The organism is Pseudomonas sp. R3-56, assembly GCF_051132075.1.
Classification (GTDB): Bacteria; Pseudomonadota; Gammaproteobacteria; order Pseudomonadales; family Pseudomonadaceae; genus Aquipseudomonas.
Genome location: NZ_CP071657.1, coordinates 860462 through 879325 on the forward strand (window position 1 = coordinate 860462; position 18864 = coordinate 879325).

Below are 18864 nucleotides of genomic sequence, written 5' to 3' on the forward strand. Positions count from 1 at the left end.
CGTCCGGGGCGCCCTGGCGCCTCGGGCCGATTATTCGCGGAACGCTCCTCGAGACTGGCATACTGGGCGACTTTTCGGCCCGGGTGGCCTGCGCGCGTGTGCATTCAAGAGGAAACGCGGTGAAAAAAATCGCAGTGTTCGCCGATGTCCAGAACCTCTACTACACCGTGCGCCAAGCCTATGGCTGCCATTTCAACTACGCGGCGCTGTGGGCTGATGTGAGCAAGCAGGGGCAGATCGTCGAGGCCTATGCCTACGCGATCGATCGCGGTGACAGCAAGCAACAGCAGTTCCAGCAGATCCTGCGCAACCTGGGGTTCATCGTGAAACTCAAGCCCTATATCCAGCGCAGCGACGGCTCGGCCAAGGGCGACTGGGACGTGGGCATCACCCTGGACATCATGGACGCCGCCGACCATGTCGACGAGGTGGTCCTGGCCTCCGGTGATGGCGATTTCGACATGTTGCTCGAACGCATCATCAGCAAACACGGCGTGCAAGCTGTGGCCTATGGAGTACCTGGGTTGACCGCCAACTCGCTGATCCGCGCCGCCAGCCGCTACGTGCCGATCGAAGGCGCGTTGCTGCTCAAGAACTGATTTTCAAGGAGCCCCACCGGTTTGGAACGCATCGCAGTCATCGACTTTGAAACCACCGGCATCACCCCGAGCAGCGGTTGCCGGGCCACCGAAATCGCCGTGGTGATCCTTGAGCAAGGCCGGATAGTCGACCGTTACCAGAGCCTGATGAACGCCGGCGTGCGCGTGCCGGCCTTCATCGAGCAGCTGACCGGTATCAGCAATGCCATGCTGCGCAGCGCACCGCCAGCGGAAAAGGTCATGAACGAGGTCAACGAATTCGTCGGCATTACGCCGCTGTTGGCCCATAACGCCGCGTTCGACCAGAAGTTCTGGGACTTCGAACTGGGACGAATCAAGCGCACCCGCTTGCAGAATTTTGCCTGTTCACTGCTGTTGGCCCGACGCCTGATGCCAGCGGCGCCGAACCACAAGCTCGGCACGCTCAACGCTTTCGCCGGCCTGCCCCACACCGGCCAGGCTCACCGGGCCATGGCCGATGCCGAAATGGCCGCCAACCTCACCGCGCACCTGGCCTCGGAGCTGCGGCAAAAGCATGGGTTGCGGGAGCTGTCCCATGATCTGCTGTGCAGCTTGCAGAAGGTGCCGGCAGCGAAGATCAACGAGCATCTCAAGCGCCATCGCGGGCTCTGAATACACCCAGGATCCTTTGTGGGAGCGAGCCTGCTCGCGAAAGCAGTGTGTCAGCCACCACAGATGTTGGCAGGGCGGACGCCTTCGCGAGCAAGCTCGCTCCCACAGGGTTCGATGGCTACTCAGATGATGCGTACAGCACAAGCTCCATTGTGGGAGCGAGCTTGCTCGCGAAGGCGGTGTGTCAGTCGGGATCGATGTTGGCTGGTCTGTAGCTTTCGCGAGCAGGCTCGCTCCCACAGGGTGGGTTGTGTTGATGATTCATTTACAATGTTTTGAAAAGTGTATGGCTCGGATAAACAGATTTTGTAACTTAATTTCTGTCGATTGCCTTTTTAGAATGACAGGTTTCATCGTCCTGACTTCGAGCTGAACATGCCTGGCCCACGCCGTTTTCCGTTGCCATTGATCGCTGCCTTCTTCGCTTTGTACGTCATCTGGGGATCGACCTATCTGGTGATTCGCATCGGCGTCGAGCATTGGCCGCCCCTGCTGCTGGCCGGGATTCGTTTCGTGATCGCCGGGTCGTTGATGTATGGCTTCCTGCGCTGGCGCGGGGCACCGGCGCCGACCTGGGCGCAGTGGAAGGCCGGGGCGCTGATCGGGGTGTTGTTGCTGACGTTCGGCAATGGCGCGGTGAGTATCGCCGAGCATATGGGCGTGGCCTCGGGGGTGGCGGCGTTGGCCGTGGCGACGGTGCCTTTGTTTACCTTGCTCTGCGGATATTTCTGGGGCGCGCGTAATACGCGTCTGGAATGGGCCGGGATTGTATTGGGGCTGATCGGTATCGCCATGCTCAACCTCGGTTCCAACCTGCAATCGAGCCCGATGGGGGCGGCCTTGCTGGTGTTTGCGGCGGCTTCCTGGGCCTTCGGCTCGGTGTTGAGCAAACACCTGCCATTGCCGGCGGGAGCGATGGCCAGCGCCGTGGAGATGCTGGTGGCCGGCGTGGTGCTGTTGATCGGCAGCTTCGCCAGTGGCGAGCGCCTGGAAAGCATGCCGCCGCTGGAAGGCTGGTTCGCGCTGGTCTATCTGATCGGTTTCGGTTCGATCATCGCCTTCAACGCCTACATGTACTTGCTCAAGCATGTGCGTCCGGCCGCGGCCACCAGCTACGCCTATGTCAACCCGGCGGTGGCGGTGTTGCTGGGGATCGTCTTCGCCGGGGAAACCATCGGTATTGAAGAGGCTTTGGCGATGCTGGTGATTATCAGCGCCGTGGTCCTGATCGGGTTGCCGCAGTGGCGCAAGCCCAAGCCCGCACCGGCCGAATCATGATTTAGGGTAAACTGCCGCGCATTGCACACCTTGCGCTGATTTTTCCTACGGTATCTCCATGACTTTCGCCACTCTTGGCCTGATCGAACCCCTGCTGCGCGCCCTCGAGACGCTCGGCTACCAGACGCCGACCCCGGTCCAGGCCCAAGCTATGCCGGCGGTGCTCGCCGGTCGCGACCTGATGGCCGCAGCCCAGACCGGCACCGGCAAGACCGCCGGTTTCGCCGTGCCGCTGTTGCAGTTGTTGACCACCGAAGGACCGAAAGTTGCCGCCAACTCGGTGCGCGCGCTGATCCTGGTGCCGACCCGCGAGCTGGCCGAGCAGGTCCATGAAAGCGTGCGCCAGTACGCGCAGAACCTGCCGCTGAGCACCTACGCGGTGTACGGCGGTGTCAGCATCAACCCGCAGATGATGAAGCTGCGCAAAGGCGTCGATCTGTTGGTCGCCACGCCGGGCCGCTTGCTCGATCTGTTCCGCCAGAACGCACTGAAGTTCAACCAATTGCAGACCCTGGTGCTGGACGAGGCCGACCGCATGCTCGACCTGGGCTTCTCCGAAGAACTGGCGAACATCTATAAGGCCCTGCCGAAGAAGCGCCAGACCTTGCTGTTCTCGGCGACCTTCTCCGATGCGATCCGCCTGCTGGCCGGGCAGATGCTCAACGACCCGCTGAGCATCGAAGTGAGCCCGCGCAACGTGGCCGCCAACACCGTCAAGCAATGGGTGGTGACGGTGGACAAGAAGCGCAAGCCGGAACTGTTCATCCACCTGATGCGCAAGCACAAGTGGAAGCAGGTGCTGGTATTTGCCAAGACCCGCAACGGCGTCGATGCACTGGTGGAAAAACTCCAGGGCCTGGGCGTCAACGCCGATGGCATCCACGGCGACAAACCCCAGGCGACCCGCCAGCGTGCGCTGGATCGTTTCAAGGCCAGCGAAGTGCAGATCCTGGTGGCCACCGACGTCGCGGCCCGTGGCTTGGACATCGAGGACTTGCCGCTGGTGGTGAACTTCGATTTGCCGATCGTCGCCGAGGACTACATCCACCGTATCGGCCGTACGGGCCGTGCGGGTGCCACCGGGCAGGCGATTTCCCTGGTCTGCGCCGATGAAGTGAATCTGCTGTCGGCCATTGAAACCCTGACCCGCCAGGCATTGCCCCGGCAGATGGAACATGATTTCGAACCTGAGCATCGCGTGCCGGAAACCGATGCCAGCGGCCAGGTGATCAAGAAACCGAAAAAACCAAAAAAGCCGAAAGCTTCCGGGGGCGGCGGCAAGCGCAACCTTGGCAAATGGGTGGACAGTGGCGACTCGGGGCCGGTGGAGCCTTCGGTGAAACCTGTGCGAAAAGTGCCGGTGTTCAATACCGGACCGCGCAAGCGTAAGCCTTGATGATTTGCTGCGTCTGATACACCGCTATCGCGAGCAAGCTCGCTCCCACATGGGTTAGCGGGTGTTCACATATCTTGTGTGCATCTCAGATCCTGTGTGGGAGCGAGCTTGCTCGCGATGGGCACGCCTCGGTCTTCAGGCCTGGCGCTGCAGCCACTCCACCATCCCCAACCCCGCCGCACGACCGCTGGCAAAGCATGCCGTAAGCAAGTACCCGCCGGTCGGCGCTTCCCAATCGAGCATCTCTCCCGCGCAGAAAACGCCGGGCACTTGCTTGAGCATCAGTCGCTCATCGAGTGCTTCGAACGTCACGCCGCCGGCACTGCTGATGGCTTCGTCCAGCGGACGGGTTTTCAACAGCGTGACCGGCAACGCCTTGATCGCCTGGGCCAGCCGCGCCATGTCGGTAAAACAATCGGCTGAAGTCAGTTCCCGTAACAACGCCGCCTTTACCCCGTCGAGCCCCAACTGGCTGTGCAGATGCTTGGCCATCGAGCGAGAACCGCGCGGCTTGCTTAATGCGAGGAGAATCTTGTCCACAGGCCGGCCCGGCAGCAGGTCCAGATGAATGGTCGCGCTGCCGTGTTGGTTGATAGCCTCACGAATCCGCGCCGATAGCGCATAGATCAGGCTGCCCTCGATGCCGGTAGCGGTGATGACGCATTCGCCGAGGCGTGGCACGTCATCGTCGAGGCCGATGGCAATGTTCTTCAGTGGGGTGCCGGCAAATTTGGCGATCATCAGATCGCTCCAGCCCGGCACATCGAACCCGCAGTTGCTTGGCTGCAAGGGCGCGAGGACCACGCCGCGCTGTTCCAGCGGCAGCATCCAGGCACCGTCGGAGCCCAGGCGTGACCAACTGCCGCCTCCCAGCGCCAATAAGGTCGCGTCGGGCAGCAGGGCCTTTTCCCCGTCCGGGCTGGCAATACGCAGGCTGCCGTCGGCATTCCAGCCAAGCCAGCGGTGGCGCGTATGAATTACCACGCCGGCATCGCGCAGGCGCTTGAGCCAGGCGCGCAGCAGCGGGGCGGCCTTCATATCGGTAGGAAATACCCGCCCGGAGCTGCCGATAAAGGTGTCGATGCCCAGCCCATGAATCCATTCGCACAACTCATCGGCGCCGAATGCCCGCAGCAGCGGGGCGATATTCGGCGTGCGTTCGCCGTAGCGGGAGAGGAACGCCGGGAAAGCTTCCGAGTGAGTGATGTTCATGCCGCCGACACCGGCCAGCAGAAATTTCCTGCCCACCGATGGCATGCCGTCGTACAGGTCGACCTGGAGGCCGGCCTGGCTCAACACCTCGGCCGCCATCAGGCCGGCCGGGCCGCCGCCGATAATGGCGATGTTTGGGGTGGAAGGCTTGGTGGTCGAGGTCATGATCGGGCTGTGGGGCAGGAATTGGCGAGGCATTCTACCAGCTCAAATCCCTGTGGGAGCGAGCCTGCTCGCGAATGCGGTGTGTCAGTTACATGAGTATCAACTGGTGTACTGCATTCGCGAGCAGGCTCGCTTGTATGGTAGGACTTGAAGGGAGGAGGAGGGACTAGGCTCGATTCTGACTGTTAGCCGCAGTACAGACCGTGGGAGATTTCACCCCTCCTCCTTTCACCCAAGCGCCGATAAAGAATGCATCTGGCCTAGACCGACGATAGGAACAAGCCTGCGCCTCTGGGTGAACCCTTCAAGTGTTCAAACCTTAGCCCGGAGGATTTTCAATGGCAATGCCCGTCGCCACCGCCCAGCCGATCGTAGGTGTGGATGTCGCCAAAGATGAGTTGGTGATTTATCACGCCCAATCCGATCGACTCGAAACGATCCCCAACACCAAAGCTGATATCAAAAAGTGGCTCAAGGCATTACCTGCGCCCGTGGATGTCGCCATCGAAGCCACGAATATCTATCACCAGGACTTCGCCGATCTGGCTTATGCGCATGGCTGTGTGATTTATATGATCGGCGGTTACGAACTCAGTCATTACCGCAAAGGTGTGAAAGTGCGCGCTAAAACCGATGCGCTGGATGCTCGGTTGTTGGCTCGCTACTTGAACAACGAAGGCCACCAGTTGCACCCTTGGTCCCCGCCATCGCCCCTGTATTGCAGGCTTATAAGCCTTTTCCGGCGACGGGCAGCCTTGGTTCAGGCGCGTGTCAGCCTCAAGCAAAGCTGGTCGAACGAACCGTTGCTCAAAACGGCCTTTGAGAACCAGATAAAGGCCATGCAAAGACTCGAAATTTTGCTTGAGAAAACAATCCAGACGCAGTTGGATGCAGCCGGTTTGGGCAGTCAGCTCAAGCGCTGCATGAAAGTCGAAGGCATCGGTCTGTTAAGCGGTGCCCGTTTGCTCACGTCGTTCCAGCGTGGAGATTTCAGAAATGCCGATGCCTTCATCGCTTTTCTGGGGCTGGACCTGCGCATATCGGACTCGGGAAAAAAGAAGGGACGCCGCTGCCTGTCTAAGCGAGGTGATCCGGAGGCACGCCGATTGATGCACAACGCCGCGATGTCGGCGAGTCGCACAGCGGCGTGGAAGGGATTTTACGAGGGTTTGAGGTCCCGAGGGCTCAGCACAACCGAGGCATTGGTAGCGCTGGCCCGCAAGCTTGCCCGAGTGGTATTCGCTCTGTTGAAGAACCAGAGCGAATACTTACCAAAAGGCATTTAGGGGCTAGTCCTGCACCATAGAATCTCCCACAGGGGAAAATATGGCTGCCGGAAAGTCTGGTTAAAAAACAGCCAAGCTCTTGCGAGCTATAGACGGCATAGGTTGCAGGCCCTTTCGCTCAGGTTATCCACAGGCCGCTCCACAGGCATTGTGGGTAACGCACCCAGACTTCAATGACAACCTGATGACGTCCAGACCTTCTGTGCGCTGTGGTGCAGGATTCCGTGCCGGCGGGCCAGGGCTTTGCGGTCCTTGCTGTAGCCGCCGCCGATCACGCCGACTACCGGAATGTCCCGGCCCAGGCAATGGCGCATGACGCTCTCGTCCCGGGCGGCGAGGCCTTCGTCGGTCAGCTTCAGGTAACCGAGGGCATCGTCCTTGTGCACATCGACGCCGGCGTCATAGAGCACCAGATCGGGCTGATAGAGCGGTAGCAGGTAATTGAGCGCGTCATCGACGACTTTCAGGTAGGCGGCGTCCTCCATGTCCATCGGCAGGGGAATATCCCAGTCGCTTTGCGCCTTGCGTGCAGGAAAATTCTTTTCGCAGTGCAAGGAAACTGTCACGGCGTCGGGAGTGTCATGGAGTATTCGAGCCGTACCGTCGCCCTGGTGCACGTCGCAGTCGAAAATCAGCACTCGCGAGACCTGACCGCTGGCGAGGAAATAGCGGCTGATCACCGCCAGGTCATTGAAGATGCAAAATCCGGCCGGGTGGTCATAGTGGGCGTGGTGGGTACCGCCGGCCAGGTGACAGGCCAGTCCGTGTTCGAGAGCCTGCTCGGCGGCCAGCAGTGATCCGCCGACGGCGCGTACCGTTCGGCGAGCCAAGGCTTCGCTCCAGGGCAGGCCGAGGCGCCGTTGGTCTTCGCGGGACAACTCGCCGTCCATGTAGCGTTCGATATAGGCGCGATCATGGGCCAAGGCGAGGATGTCCGGCGGGCATAGGGCCGGACGCAGCAGGTCCGCGTCCCGGGCCAGGCCGCTGTCCACCAGGTGATCGCGTAGCAGGCGGAACTTGTCCATGGGGAAACGGTGCTCCGCAGGGAATTCGGGGCTGTAGTCTTCGTGGTAGATCAGCGGTAGCGGCATGGTGTTTTCAGTGGCGGGTGAGTGACGGATCCTACCAGCGATGTAGACTCTGGGCATGGAAAGGGAGTGAAGATGGAGCCGATACTGGAAGTGGAAAGCGCACGGCTGATTCTGCGGCAGTGGCGCGATGAAGACCTGCCGGCGTTTGCGGCGATGTCTGCCGATCCGCAAGTGATGCGTTATTTTCCGGCCCCCCTGAGTCGCCTGGAAAGCGCTGCGTTGATCGGTCGGGTGCGCGGGCATTTTGCCGAGCATGGTTTTGGTTTGTGGGCATTGGAGCGCAAGGACACCGGTGCCTTTATCGGTTTTACCGGGCTGGGCGTGGTCGGGTTCGATGCGCATTTCACCCCGGCGGTGGAAATCGGCTGGCGCCTGGCGCGCGAACATTGGGGGCTGGGGTATGCCAGCGAAGCCGCGTGGACCGCGTTGCGTTGCGCCTTCGACCGCCTGGGCCTGGATGAAGTGGTGGCGTTTACCGCTGTGGATAACTTGCCTTCGCAGAAGGTCATGCAGGCCATCGGCATGCAGCACGATCCGGACGATGATTTCGAACACCCAAAGCTCGCGGTCGGGCATCCATTGCGTCACCATGTGCTCTATCGCATCAATCGTGAGCAATGGTTGCAGACCCTTCACGGTTAACCGACACGGACGTTTACAATGCCCGCCAAAATGGCCCGGGCCAATTATCGATCCGCCGCCGCAGCACAGCCTGCGCGGTTTTGTGCTGTGTGAGGAAAATCTGAATGAGCCACGTGTTGGAAGATCTGGTCGACCTGCTGACCCTGGAACCGATCGAAGAGAACCTGTTTCGCGGTCGCAGCCAGGACCTGGGCTTTCGCCAGCTGTTCGGCGGCCAAGTGCTGGGCCAGTCGCTGTCGGCGGCCAGCCAGACCGTGGAAGAGGCGCGCCATGTGCATTCGATGCATGGCTACTTCCTGCGTCCGGGCGATGCGGCGTTGCCGGTGGTCTACCAGGTGGATCGCGTGCGTGATGGCGGCAGCTTCAGCACTCGACGGGTCACGGCGATCCAGAAGGGCAACCCGATCTTCACCTGCAGCGCGTCGTTCCAGTACGACGAGCAGGGCTTCGAGCACCAGAGCACTATGCCGCAAGTCGTCGGGCCGGAAAACCTGCCCTCGGAACTGGAACTGACCCAGCAGCGCGCGCACCTGTTGCCTGAGCACATGCGCGAAAAACTGCTGTGCCCCAAGCCGATCGAGGTGCGCCCGGTCACCGAAAAGGACCCGTACAACCCGCAACCGGCCGATCCGGTCAAGTACGTGTGGTTTCGTGCCGATGGCGCCTTGGCGGATTCCCCGGCCCTGCATAAGTACCTGCTGGCCTATGCGTCGGATTTCGGCCTGCTGACCACCTCGTTGCTGCCTCATGGCAAATCGGTCTGGCACAAGGACATGCAGGTCGCCAGCCTCGACCACGCGTTGTGGTTCCACGCCGACCTGCGCGCCGATGACTGGTTGCTCTACGCCATGGACAGCCCCTGGGCCGGCAATTCCCGTGGATTCTCCCGTGGCAGTGTGTTCAATCGCGCCGGGCAGCTGGTGGCCTCGGTGACCCAGGAAGGCCTGATCCGCCATCGCAAGGACTGGGCATGAGCCTGGCCGATGTGCGGCATTGGGTGTTCGACATGGACGGTACGCTGACCATCGCCGTGCATGATTTCGCCGCGATCCGCGTGGCCCTGGCGATTCCGGCCGAAGACGACATCCTCACGCATCTAGCGGGATTGCCCGCTGAAGAAGCCGCGGCCAAACATGCCTGGTTGCTGGAACACGAGCGGGACCTGGCGCTGGGCTCCAGGCCCGCGCCGGGGGCGGTGGAGCTGGTCCGCGAGTTGGCCGGGCGTGGTTATCGCCTGGGTATCCTGACGCGCAATGCCCGCGAGCTCGCCCACGTGACGCTTGAGGCGATCGGCCTGGCCGATTGTTTTGCCGTGGAGGACGTTCTCGGCCGTGATGAAGCGCCGCCCAAACCTCATCCCGGTGGCCTGTTGAAACTGGCCGAGGCCTGGAACGTGGCGCCCGAGACCATGGTGATGGTGGGCGACTACCGCTTTGACCTCGACTGCGGTCGCGCGGCGGGGGCGCGGACGGTGCTGGTGAATCTGCCGGACAATCCCTGGCCGGAGCTGACGGACTGGCATGCGCGTGATTGCGCCGAGTTGCGGCGGATGCTTTCGGCTTGATTCGGGCGGTGCCTGACTTGCCGCTTTCGCGAGCAGGCTCGCTCCCACAGCGATTCAGGACCACCGTAGATCCCCTGTGGGAGCGAGCCTGCTCGCGAAAGGGTTTCCCGGTCGACACAACGCTCACTGCCCAAACAATACCTTCAACCCCTCCGGCGAATTGAACATCCCATCCCCATCATGCCCAACCCCGGGCACGTCAATCAGTCGCTGATTCAACCCTTGCGGGTGACGCCGGGTCAGGTAGTCAAAGAAGAAATGCCCCCGTAGCAGCCGATACGCCCCTTGTGTCTGCGCTTCACAACCTTTATCCAGCGCCGGATGTTCCGGGTCGATGTCCTGTTGCCCAAGCAGATAGACGATGTCGCGCTTGATGTAGCGATCCTCGAGCTGGGCGGGCGTTTGCCCGGTGGCGTAGGCGGGCAGGTTTTCCAGGCCGTATTTCCAGCGATTGAAGCCTGGGCAACTGACCGGGTCGAACGCCATGGGCCGCTGTGCGTCCAGGTAGGCATAGGACGAAGGGTTGGCGATCACGAACCGTGGGCTGATGCGATAAGTGCCATGGGCAAGCAGGGCATAGCGCTGCACCACTTGGGCGCCGCCGGAGTGGCCGGCGATGACGATGTCTTTCACTGCGGGAAACTGCTGGCGGTCGCTGACCCGCGCAACGATGTCGTCCAGCACCTGGAATGAACTGAGCGGTTTCGACCCCGTGGACAGGCCGCCCGCCATCCAGTCGTTGCCCTGCCAGCGCAGGATTTCAGCAGGCAACTGATGGCGCGCTACGTCATGTTCGTTGAGAAATTGTGGGGCAATGATCAACGTCGTCGCCGACTGACCGGCCTGTGCCGCGGCTTGTTCAGCGCTGTGCAAGTAAGTATCGGCATTGCGTAGCCGACCATGGAGGATGATCAGCACCCGCTCGATCGAGGCCGGTGGCGGGCTGACACCGACGGCCATGGCGCCGCCCCTGATCTGCAAGCGTCCCTCGGCGATCACCTTGACGCCGGGTTCTTCGGCCTGGGCTACGGCGCAGCACAGCACCAGCCCGATCAATGCCCGCCACTTCATCTACAGGGTTTTCGCCGCGAAGGTGTCGCACTGGCTGACCTGGCCTTGAGAAAAACCGGTCTTGAACCAGCGCACCCGTTGTGCCGAGGTGCCGTGAGTAAACGAGTCCGGCACCACGCGGCCCTGGCCTTGTTGCTGCAGGCGATCGTCGCCAATGGCATTGGCGGCGGTCAAGGCCTCTTCGATATCGCCCGGTTCAAGCCAGTTCAGGCGCTTTTGCGCATGGTTGGCCCAGACGCCCGCCAGGCAATCGGCCTGCAATTCCTGACGTACCAGCAAACCACCGTCGCCTTCCATTTGCCGGCCTTGCTGGCGCGCTTCCTGGATTTTCGCGGACACGCCGAGCAGCGTCTGCACGTGGTGGCCTACTTCATGGGCGATGACGTAGGCTTGGGCGAAGTCTCCGGCGGCGGAAAAGCGCTGGGACATTTCCTTGAAGAAACTCATGTCCAGGTAAACCTGCCGGTCCGCCGGACAGTAGAAGGGGCCGGTCGCCGCGGAAGCCAGGCCGCACGCGGAGTTGACCCGACCGCTGAACAGCACCAGCTTCGGTTGCTGGTACTGGCGCCCGGCCTGTTGGAAAACCTGGCCCCAGGTGTCTTCGGTATCGCCCAGGATGGAGCGCACGAATTCAGCCTGTTCGTCGTTGGCCGGTGGCGCCTGGCGCGTTTGCGAAGGAGCGGGCGCGGAAGCCTGGTCCATCTGCCCGGTCAGTTGCCCGAGAATCTGCATGGGGTCCTGGCCGGTGATCCAGCCGATGCCGACGATCAGGATAATGGCCGTCAGGCTCAAGCCCTTGCCGCCACCAAAACGCATTCCGCCGCCGCCCCCACCGTCACCGCGGGCGTCCACCACGTTGTCACTGCGGCGACCTTTTTTCCATAACATGGGGGGAATCCTCTGAATGACCGTGCGAAGAATGGTTGCTGTGGCGAAGAGTCTAGCTTTCAGGAGCGCAAGGTGCGCGCATGCTTGAGCTTTCAGGCAACTGACAGGGATTTTGGTTCATCGGTGCGCCGGTCCTGCCCGAGAGCGGAATTTTCATTACACTTCGGATCAGAACTATCGGAATCCTCGCTGGCCCAACAAGTGCATCAAGGATCACGGCCTTTCATCAAGCAACGCAGGTTTCCCTCATGACCGTCAGCACTCCGCTCTCCGGCGTCAACCAGGCTTTCAAGGGCATCGTGCTTATTCTGGTCGCAACGTTCCTGTTCTCCAGTCACGACGCGTTGTCCAAATATCTCTCGGGTTTTTATCCGATCATCATGGTGGTCTGGGCCCGTTACGTGGTGCACACGTTGTTGATGGCGGGCATTTTCCTGCCGCGCTCGGGGCTGCGGGTGCTGCGGACCAAGCGTCCGTTGTGGCAACTGGCCCGGGCGTTGTGCCTGTTGGGCACCAGTCTGTTTTTCACCACGGCGCTGATGTACATCCCCTTGGCCGAGGCGACCGCGGTCAACTTCCTCGCCCCCGTGCTGGTCACCGCGCTGTCAGTGCCGTTGCTGGGCGAACACGTGACGCGCGGTCAGTGGATCGCGGTGATCTTCGGTTTCATCGGGGTGCTGATCATCGTTCACCCCGGTGGTGATCTGTTCACGCCGGCGGTGCTGTTGCCGTTCTGTTCGGCGCTGTTTTTCTGCTTCTACCAATTGCTCACGCGCAAGCTCAGCGAGATCGACAGCCCGACCACCAGTAACTTTTTCGCAGGACTTTGCAATACCCTGGTGATGAGCGCGCTGGTGCCGTTCTTCTGGCAAGTGCCCAGCGTGACCCACGGCTTGATGATGCTCGCATTGGGTGCCTGCGGGATGACCGCGCACCTGATGCTGACCCAGGCCTTCCGCTTCGCCGCCCCGGCGTTGCTGGCGCCATTCGGGTATTGCCAGATTATCTTTGCCGGGCTGCTCGGCTGGCTGTTGTTCAGCCATACGCCGACGCTGACCACGGTAGTGGGTATCGTCCTGATCTGCTTGAGTGGATTGGCAGCGGCGTGGCAGCAGCGGCGCAAGTAAAGCTCGCGCCTTTTATGGCTGGCACAGGCTTTTGTGGCGAGGGAGCTCGCTCCCGCTGGGCTGCGAAGCGGCCCTCGCTTTTTTACGATTGCTGCGCAATCGAGCGGGAGCAAGCTCCCTCGCCACGGGTAGATCGCTGTCCGTTAGTTCACGGTCAGTTTTCCAGGGTCGGAACCTTGCGCGGCGCCATGAAGTACATCCAGATCAGCGCAATGAAATACATCGCCGGAATCAGGGTGAACAGCACCGTGTAGTTGTTATTGGTGACGGTCAGGATGTGCCCCACCAACTGGGTCATGAACATCCCGCCGACGGCGGCGCACATGCCGCCGAAGCCGAACACCGTGCTCATCATGTGCTTGGGCGTGTAGTCCATCACCAGGCTCCAGATATTTGCCGTCCAGGCCTGGTGGGCGCCGATGGCCAGGGAGATGGCAAACACCGCCACCCACAGGCTGCTGGAGCCGGCGGCCATGATTACCCCAACGATGCAGCAGGCGAACAGCAGCATGGAGACCAGTCGCGCCTTGATCGGGTTGACCCCGCGACCGATCAGGAACGAGGACAGGATCCCGCCGCCGACGCTGCCGAAGTCGGCGGTCAGGTAGATGATGATCAGCGGGATGCCCATCTGGGTCACGTTGATGCCCAGGTTGTATTGCTGGTTGAGAAACGGCGGCAGCCAGTAGAGGTAGAACCAGAACACCGGCGCGGTAATCGAGTAGGCCAGGGCGAAGGCCCAGGTGCCGCGCATGCGCAGGATACGGGAGAACGGTACGCGGATCTGGTCCGGTTCTTCCTGGGCCTGGATGTAGTCCAGTTCCGACTGTTTGACGCTGGGGTGATCTTCCGGGTTGAAGTATTTCAGGCCCCAGAACAGCAGCCAGATCCCGCCCAGCGCGGCCATGCACAGGAACGCGGCCTGCCAGCCCCACACGTGCAGGATCAGCGGCAGCAGCATCGGCGTGAACATCGCGCCAACGTTGGTGCCGGCGTTGAAGATACCGGTGGCCACGGCCCGTTCGCCGGCCGGAAACCACAGCCGCGTGGTCTTGACGCAGGCCGGGTAATTGGCGGCTTCGGTCAGGCCGAGGATGAAGCGGCAGACCATGAAGCCCACCGCCGAAGTGGCCAGGCCATGGGCGCCGGTTGCCAGGCTCCAGAGCAGCACGGCGCAGAAGAACACACGCTTGACGCCGATCCGGTCGATCAGGCGACCTTGCAGCAGGAAGCCGACCGCATAACCGACCTGGAACCAGAAGTTGATATTGGCGTAGTCCATCGCCGTCCAGCTCATCTCCTTGGCCAGGATCGGCTGCATGACCCCCAGGGCGGCGCGGTCGATGTAGTTCAAGGTGGTGGCGAAAAACACCAGGGCAAGCATGCCCCAACGGGTCTTGCCCACGGCCATGGCGCCACGGATCTTGTCGCCGATGCCGTCTTGGGCGGCACTCAGGCCGGGGGCCAGGCGGGAACTCTGGGAAGGAATCATAGGTGCACCCGTTCTTGAAATTCTTATGGTTTGGTCTGGGTCTGCATTGAGGCTCGCGCCGCAACCCGGCGTCAATGTGGGGTCGATGGTGCGCAGTGGACAAAAAATCGTCAATTCGCTGATCGGGCATTGTGTTCGATAATCGCCCAAAAAACTAACCGGATGGTACATATTAAATTGCCCAAAAAAACCGACCGCTCAATAATCGGCTGACTCTTTCAAAAGCGGCGCACCTTGTGTAGCCGATGCCTGTCCCGGGAGCCGAAGTCATGCAGCGTTCCATTGCCACTGTTTCCTTGAGCGGTACCCTGCCGGAAAAACTCGAAGCGATTGCCGCCGCTGGTTTCGACGGCGTGGAAATTTTCGAGAACGACCTCCTGTATTACGACGGCAGCCCTCGGGAAATCAGGCAGATGTGCGCCGACCTGGGTATCGCCATCACCTTGTTCCAGCCATTTCGGGATTTCGAAGGCTGCCGCCGGGATCGTCTGGCACGCAACCTTGACCGCGCCGAGCGCAAATTCGACCTGATGCAGGAGCTGGGCACCGATCTGGTGCTGGTGTGCAGCAATGCCTCGGCCGACAGCGTCGGCGACGAGCAGATCCTGATTGATGACCTCAGGCTGCTGGCCGAGCGCGCCGGTGCGCGGGGCCTGCGCATCGGCTATGAAGCGTTGGCCTGGGGCCGCCACGTGAATACTTATCAACAGGTCTGGAACATCGTGCGCCAGGCCGATCACCCCAGCCTGGGCGTGCTGCTCGACAGCTTTCACACCTTGTCCCTCAAGGGCGACCCGAGCGCCATCGCCGAGATTCCCGGGGAGAAGATTTTTTTCGTGCAGATGGCCGACGCACCGATCCTGGCGATGGACGTCCTGGAGTGGAGCCGGCATTTCCGCTGTTTCCCGGGCCAGGGCGAATTCGACCTGCCGGGTTTCCTCGCGCCGATCATCCAGAGCGGTTACACCGGGCCGCTGTCGCTGGAGATCTTCAACGACGGGTTTCGCGCCGCGCCGCCCAGGGCCAACGCCGCCGACGGTTTGCGTTCGCTGCTGTACCTGGAAGAAAAAACCCGTGAGCGCCTGGCCGCGCAAGCGCCTGCGCAGAACAGCGATATCCTCTTCGCGACAGCGCCGGCCAGCGAATACAACGGCGTTGAATTCCTGGAGTTCGCCGTGGATGACAACCTCGGCGCCAAGCTCTCCCACTGGCTGGAGCGGCTGGGGTTCGTCAAGGCCGGCCAGCATCGCTCCAAGAACGTCAGCCTGTTGCGCCAGGGCGATATCAACCTGATCCTCAATTGCGAGCCGTATTCCTTCGCCCACAGCTTTTTTGAAGCCCATGGCCCATCGTTGTGCGCCACCGCCGTGCGGGTCAAGGACAGCGCCAGCGCTCTCAAGCGGGCGGTGGCCTACAAGGGCCAGCCTTATCGTGGCCTGGTCGGGCCCAACGAGCTGGAGCTGGCGGCGGTGCGAGCGCCGGATGGCAGCCTGATCTACCTGGTGGACCAGGACGCCGATGTCTATGGCACCGATTTCAACTTGCAACCCGGTGCGGTCATCGGCGCCGGGCTCAAGCGCATCGACCACATGGCGATGGCGCTGCCGGCCGACAGCCTCGACAGTTGGGTGCTGTTCTACAAGAGCCTGCTGGATTTCGAAGCTGACGATGAAGTGGTGTTGCCCGACCCCTATGGCCTGGTGAAAAGCCGTGCGTTGCGCAGCCGCTGCAGTTCGATTCGCTTGCCGCTGAACATTTCCGAGAACCGCAACACCGCGATCTCACACGCGCTGTCGAGTTATCGCGGTTCCGGCGTGCACCATATCGCCTTTGACTGCGACGATATCTTCGCCCAGGTCAGCCGTGCCAAGGAGGCCGGGGTGCCGTTGCTGGACATTCCGCTCAATTACTACGATGACCTGGCGGCACGTTTCGATTTCGACGATGAGTTTCTCAGCGAGCTGGCCTATTTCAACGTGTTGTACGACCGTGACGCCCAAGGCGGCGAGTTGTTTCACGTCTATACCGAACCGTTCGAAGGTCGGTTTTTCTTCGAAATCATCCAGCGCAAGAACGGTTATGCCGGCTACGGCGCGGCCAACGTCGCGGTGCGGCTGGCGGCCATGGCCAAGTCCCGCAGCGGCGGCTTGCGGCACGCCAAGTTGTAGGGAAATCGTAAGCGCGGCGGTAAAGGGCAACGCCGTGGCTTCCTTCACTGTGCGGTGCGGCCCATAATCGCGAACCTGTGCAGTGATGGCCGTGAGCCCGTAATGACTATGAATCCAGAGCTTTCCGCAGCCCTCGACGAACCTGTCGCCGCGCCGCGCAAGAGTCGCAAGAACAACCCGGAAAAGACCCGGGAAAATATTCTTCAGGAAGCCATCGTCGAGTTCGTCCAGCAGGGCCTGGCCGGCGCGCGGGTCGACGCCATCGCCGAGCGCATCCACACCTCCAAGCGGATGATCTATTACTACTTCGGCAGCAAGGAGCAGCTGTACGTCGAGGTGCTGGAAAAACTCTACGGCGATATCCGCACTACCGAAAGCCGCCTGCACCTGGCGGAGCTGGCGCCGGTCGACGCAATCCGGCGCCTGGTGGAATTCACTTTCGACCACCATGACCGCAATGTGGACTTCGTGCGTATCGTCTGCATCGAGAACATCCACAACGCCGAATACGTGAAGCAGTCTGGCGCGATCAAGGCGATGACCAACACCATCCTCGATTCCCTCGGTGTGATATTGCGCCGAGGCGCCGAGGAGGGCGTATTCCGCGCCGGTCTCGAGCCGCTGGATGTGCATCTGCTGATCAGTTCGTTCTGCTTCTATCGGGTGTCCAACCGCCAGACGTTCGGTGAGATCTTTCAGATCGATCTGTCGGACGAAGCGGTAAAGCAGCGCCATCGGCAGATGGTCTGTGAGTCGGTGTTGCGGTACTTGCAGGCCTGATACCGAACCTCTGCATACCTTGTGGGAGCGAGCCTGCTCGCGAATGCGCTGTGCCAGTCACAAATTCGCCTACTGAAACAACGCATTCGCGAGCAGGCTCGCTCCCACAGAGGAATTTTCACTCGGCTTTAATTATCCATGCGCTGAAAATGCGCCAGCATCCGCCCCGCATCGGGCGCCACGCCGCTGAACAGTTCGAACGCCTTCACCGCCTGGAACACCGCCATGGTGCCGCCATCCAGCGTGCGGCAGCCGAGGGCGCGGGCGTTGCGCAGCAGTTCGGTTTCCAGCGGGAAATAGACGATTTCCGCGACCCACAGATCGCCTCGCAACAGCTCCACCGGTACCGGCATGCCCGGCAGTTTCGCCATGCCCATGGGCGTGGTGTTCACCAGGCCGTCGGCCTCGGCCATGGCGGTGGGCAGGTCGTGCCCGGCGCGAGCACGGCCGGCGCCGAACTGTTGGTTCAGGTTATTCGCCAGCGCCTCGGCACGGCTGGTCTCGACATCAAAGATGCTCAGCGTCTTCGCGCCTTCGGCGAGTAGCGCGTGGGCAACGGCGGCCCCGGCACCCCCTGCGCCCATCTGGACGACATGGCGACGGGTAACATCGCCCAGGCCACGCCGAAAGCCCTCGGCGAAGCCGAGGCAGTCGGTGTTGTGGCCGATGCGTTTGCCATTCTTCAGCACCACGGTATTTACCGCACCGATGCCGCGCGCTTCGGGCGACAACTCGTCCAGCAGCGGGATGACCGCCTGCTTGCAAGGAAACGTGATATTCAGCCCGGTAAAACTCATACGTTCGGCAGCCACGAGCAAATCGGCCAGGGCGCCGCTGTCGAGTTTCAGCGCATCCAGATCAATCAGCCGATACAGGTAACGCATGCCTTGGGCATCGCCCTCGTGTTCGTGGAGCGCCGGCGTGCGAGAGGCCTGGATGCCCGCGCCGATCAGGCCGGCCAGTACAGTGACGTTGGACATACTCATCAACCCTTCAACCGCTGACTGAAATGTTCCAGGGCCAGGCGATAACCATGGCTGCCGAACCCGCACATCACGCCGATGGCGACTGACGAGACAAAGGAGTGGTGGCGAAAGGTCTCGCGGGCGTGGACATTGGACAGGTGGACTTCGATCACCGGGACTTCACTGGCCACCAGCGCATCGCGGATCGCAACCGAAGTGTGGGTCCAGGCCGCCGGGTTGATGATGATCCCGGCACACCGGCCACGGGCGCCGTGGATCCAGTCAAGCAATTCGCCCTCCTGGTTGGTCTGGCGGAACTCCACGGCCAGGCCGAACTCCTCGGCGGCGCGGCCGCACAGCGCGGAAATATCAGCCAGGGTTTCGTGGCCATAGGTGGCCGGCTCGCGGGTGCCGAGCAGGTTCAGGTTCGGGCCGTTGAGCACCAGAACGATCGGAGGCATCGCAATTTTCTCCACATTTTTATTGTTGGTGTGGGCTGTGGTTCAG

At 61.6% G+C, this 18864-nt stretch carries 18 protein-coding genes; 11 read left to right on the plus strand and 7 right to left on the minus strand.

Annotated elements, in window-relative coordinates; translation table 11 throughout:
* Positions 1-119 precede the first annotated feature (119 nt).
* From J3P96_RS03985 to J3P96_RS04000, 4 genes are all read left to right on the plus strand, one after another.
* Positions 120-599 carry an NYN domain-containing protein gene (locus J3P96_RS03985; RefSeq protein ID WP_008012653.1) on the plus strand — a complete coding sequence of 160 codons (480 nt, stop codon included), beginning with the start codon at positions 120-122 and terminating at the stop codon, positions 597-599.
* Between the two features lie 21 nt (positions 600-620).
* Positions 621-1232: a 3'-5' exonuclease gene (locus tag J3P96_RS03990; RefSeq protein ID WP_434655483.1), complete on the plus strand. Its 612-nt coding sequence runs from the start codon at positions 621-623 to the stop codon at positions 1230-1232.
* Between the two features lie 375 nt (positions 1233-1607).
* Positions 1608-2510 carry a drug/metabolite exporter YedA gene (gene yedA, locus J3P96_RS03995; RefSeq protein WP_434571653.1) on the plus strand — a complete coding sequence of 301 codons (903 nt, stop codon included), beginning with the start codon at positions 1608-1610 and terminating at the stop codon, positions 2508-2510.
* Between the two features lie 58 nt (positions 2511-2568).
* Complete coding sequence (locus J3P96_RS04000) at positions 2569-3906, plus strand: DEAD/DEAH box helicase (RefSeq protein WP_434571654.1); 1338 nt, start codon at positions 2569-2571, stop codon at positions 3904-3906.
* Positions 3907-4041: 135 nt separating this feature from the next.
* Here J3P96_RS04000 and J3P96_RS04005 read toward each other — a convergent pair whose 3' ends face one another.
* Entirely contained in the window at positions 4042-5283 is a 1242-nt protein-coding gene (locus tag J3P96_RS04005; protein ID WP_434658087.1) for a TIGR03862 family flavoprotein, read from the minus strand.
* A gap of 338 nt (positions 5284-5621) precedes the next feature.
* Here J3P96_RS04005 and J3P96_RS04010 point away from each other — a divergent pair, with 338 nt between their 5' ends.
* Positions 5622-6569, plus strand: coding sequence for an IS110 family transposase (locus tag J3P96_RS04010; RefSeq protein WP_434623735.1), 948 nt, complete (start codon positions 5622-5624; stop codon positions 6567-6569).
* Positions 6570-6739: 170 nt separating this feature from the next.
* On the opposite strand, the gene J3P96_RS04015 is transcribed toward J3P96_RS04010, so the two are convergent.
* Positions 6740-7660: a histone deacetylase family protein gene (locus J3P96_RS04015; RefSeq protein WP_434655486.1), complete on the minus strand. Its 921-nt coding sequence runs from the start codon at positions 7658-7660 to the stop codon at positions 6740-6742.
* 72 nt (positions 7661-7732) lie between these two features.
* Here J3P96_RS04015 and J3P96_RS04020 point away from each other — a divergent pair, with 72 nt between their 5' ends.
* The 3 genes from J3P96_RS04020 to J3P96_RS04030 all read left to right on the plus strand — a co-directional run bounded on the left by J3P96_RS04020 (position 7733) and on the right by J3P96_RS04030 (position 9866).
* Positions 7733-8302, plus strand: a complete 570-nt coding sequence (locus J3P96_RS04020; RefSeq protein ID WP_434571658.1) for a GNAT family N-acetyltransferase — start codon at positions 7733-7735, stop codon at positions 8300-8302.
* Between the two features lie 104 nt (positions 8303-8406).
* Complete coding sequence (tesB, locus tag J3P96_RS04025) at positions 8407-9276, plus strand: acyl-CoA thioesterase II (RefSeq protein WP_072411434.1); 870 nt, start codon at positions 8407-8409, stop codon at positions 9274-9276.
* Complete coding sequence (locus tag J3P96_RS04030; protein WP_434655489.1) at positions 9273-9866, plus strand: HAD family hydrolase; 594 nt, start codon at positions 9273-9275, stop codon at positions 9864-9866. Before tesB ends, J3P96_RS04030 begins: the two co-directional genes overlap by 4 nt.
* Positions 9867-9989: 123 nt before the next feature.
* On the opposite strand, the gene J3P96_RS04035 is transcribed toward J3P96_RS04030, so the two are convergent.
* Both J3P96_RS04035 and ypfJ read right to left on the minus strand, forming a co-directional pair.
* Complete coding sequence (locus J3P96_RS04035) at positions 9990-10937, minus strand: alpha/beta hydrolase (protein ID WP_434655491.1); 948 nt, start codon at positions 10935-10937, stop codon at positions 9990-9992.
* The gene (ypfJ, locus tag J3P96_RS04040; RefSeq protein ID WP_434655494.1) at positions 10938-11825 is read right to left on the minus strand and encodes a KPN_02809 family neutral zinc metallopeptidase; all 888 of its coding nucleotides are present in this window, start codon (positions 11823-11825) and stop codon (positions 10938-10940) included.
* A 248-nt stretch (positions 11826-12073) separates the two neighbouring features.
* Between ypfJ and J3P96_RS04045 the strand changes: the two genes are divergently transcribed.
* On the plus strand, positions 12074-12952 hold the full coding sequence (locus J3P96_RS04045) for a DMT family transporter (RefSeq protein ID WP_434571664.1): 879 nt from the start codon (positions 12074-12076) through the stop codon (positions 12950-12952).
* A gap of 154 nt (positions 12953-13106) precedes the next feature.
* Here the strand turns inward: J3P96_RS04045 and J3P96_RS04050 are convergent, their stop codons facing one another.
* Positions 13107-14444 (minus strand): MFS transporter, encoded by a 1338-nt coding sequence (locus J3P96_RS04050; protein WP_434655497.1) that lies wholly within the window; start codon positions 14442-14444, stop codon positions 13107-13109.
* A 269-nt stretch (positions 14445-14713) separates the two neighbouring features.
* On the opposite strand from J3P96_RS04050, the gene quiC reads away from it, so the two are divergent.
* Together quiC and J3P96_RS04060 are read left to right on the plus strand one after the other, a co-directional pair.
* Positions 14714-16612, plus strand: a complete 1899-nt coding sequence (quiC, locus tag J3P96_RS04055; RefSeq protein ID WP_434655499.1) for a 3-dehydroshikimate dehydratase QuiC — start codon at positions 14714-14716, stop codon at positions 16610-16612.
* Between the two features lie 102 nt (positions 16613-16714).
* Positions 16715-17392, plus strand: a complete 678-nt coding sequence (locus J3P96_RS04060; protein WP_320389482.1) for a TetR/AcrR family transcriptional regulator — start codon at positions 16715-16717, stop codon at positions 17390-17392.
* 128 nt (positions 17393-17520) lie between these two features.
* On the opposite strand, the gene J3P96_RS04065 is transcribed toward J3P96_RS04060, so the two are convergent.
* Together J3P96_RS04065 and aroQ are read right to left on the minus strand one after the other, a co-directional pair.
* A complete protein-coding gene (locus J3P96_RS04065) occupies positions 17521-18378 on the minus strand; it encodes a shikimate dehydrogenase (protein ID WP_434655502.1) in 858 nt (285 codons plus the stop codon).
* Positions 18378-18818, minus strand: a complete 441-nt coding sequence (aroQ, locus tag J3P96_RS04070) for a type II 3-dehydroquinate dehydratase (protein WP_305498655.1) — start codon at positions 18816-18818, stop codon at positions 18378-18380. Before aroQ ends, J3P96_RS04065 begins: the two co-directional genes overlap by 1 nt.
* Between the last annotated feature and the right edge of the window lie 46 nt (positions 18819-18864).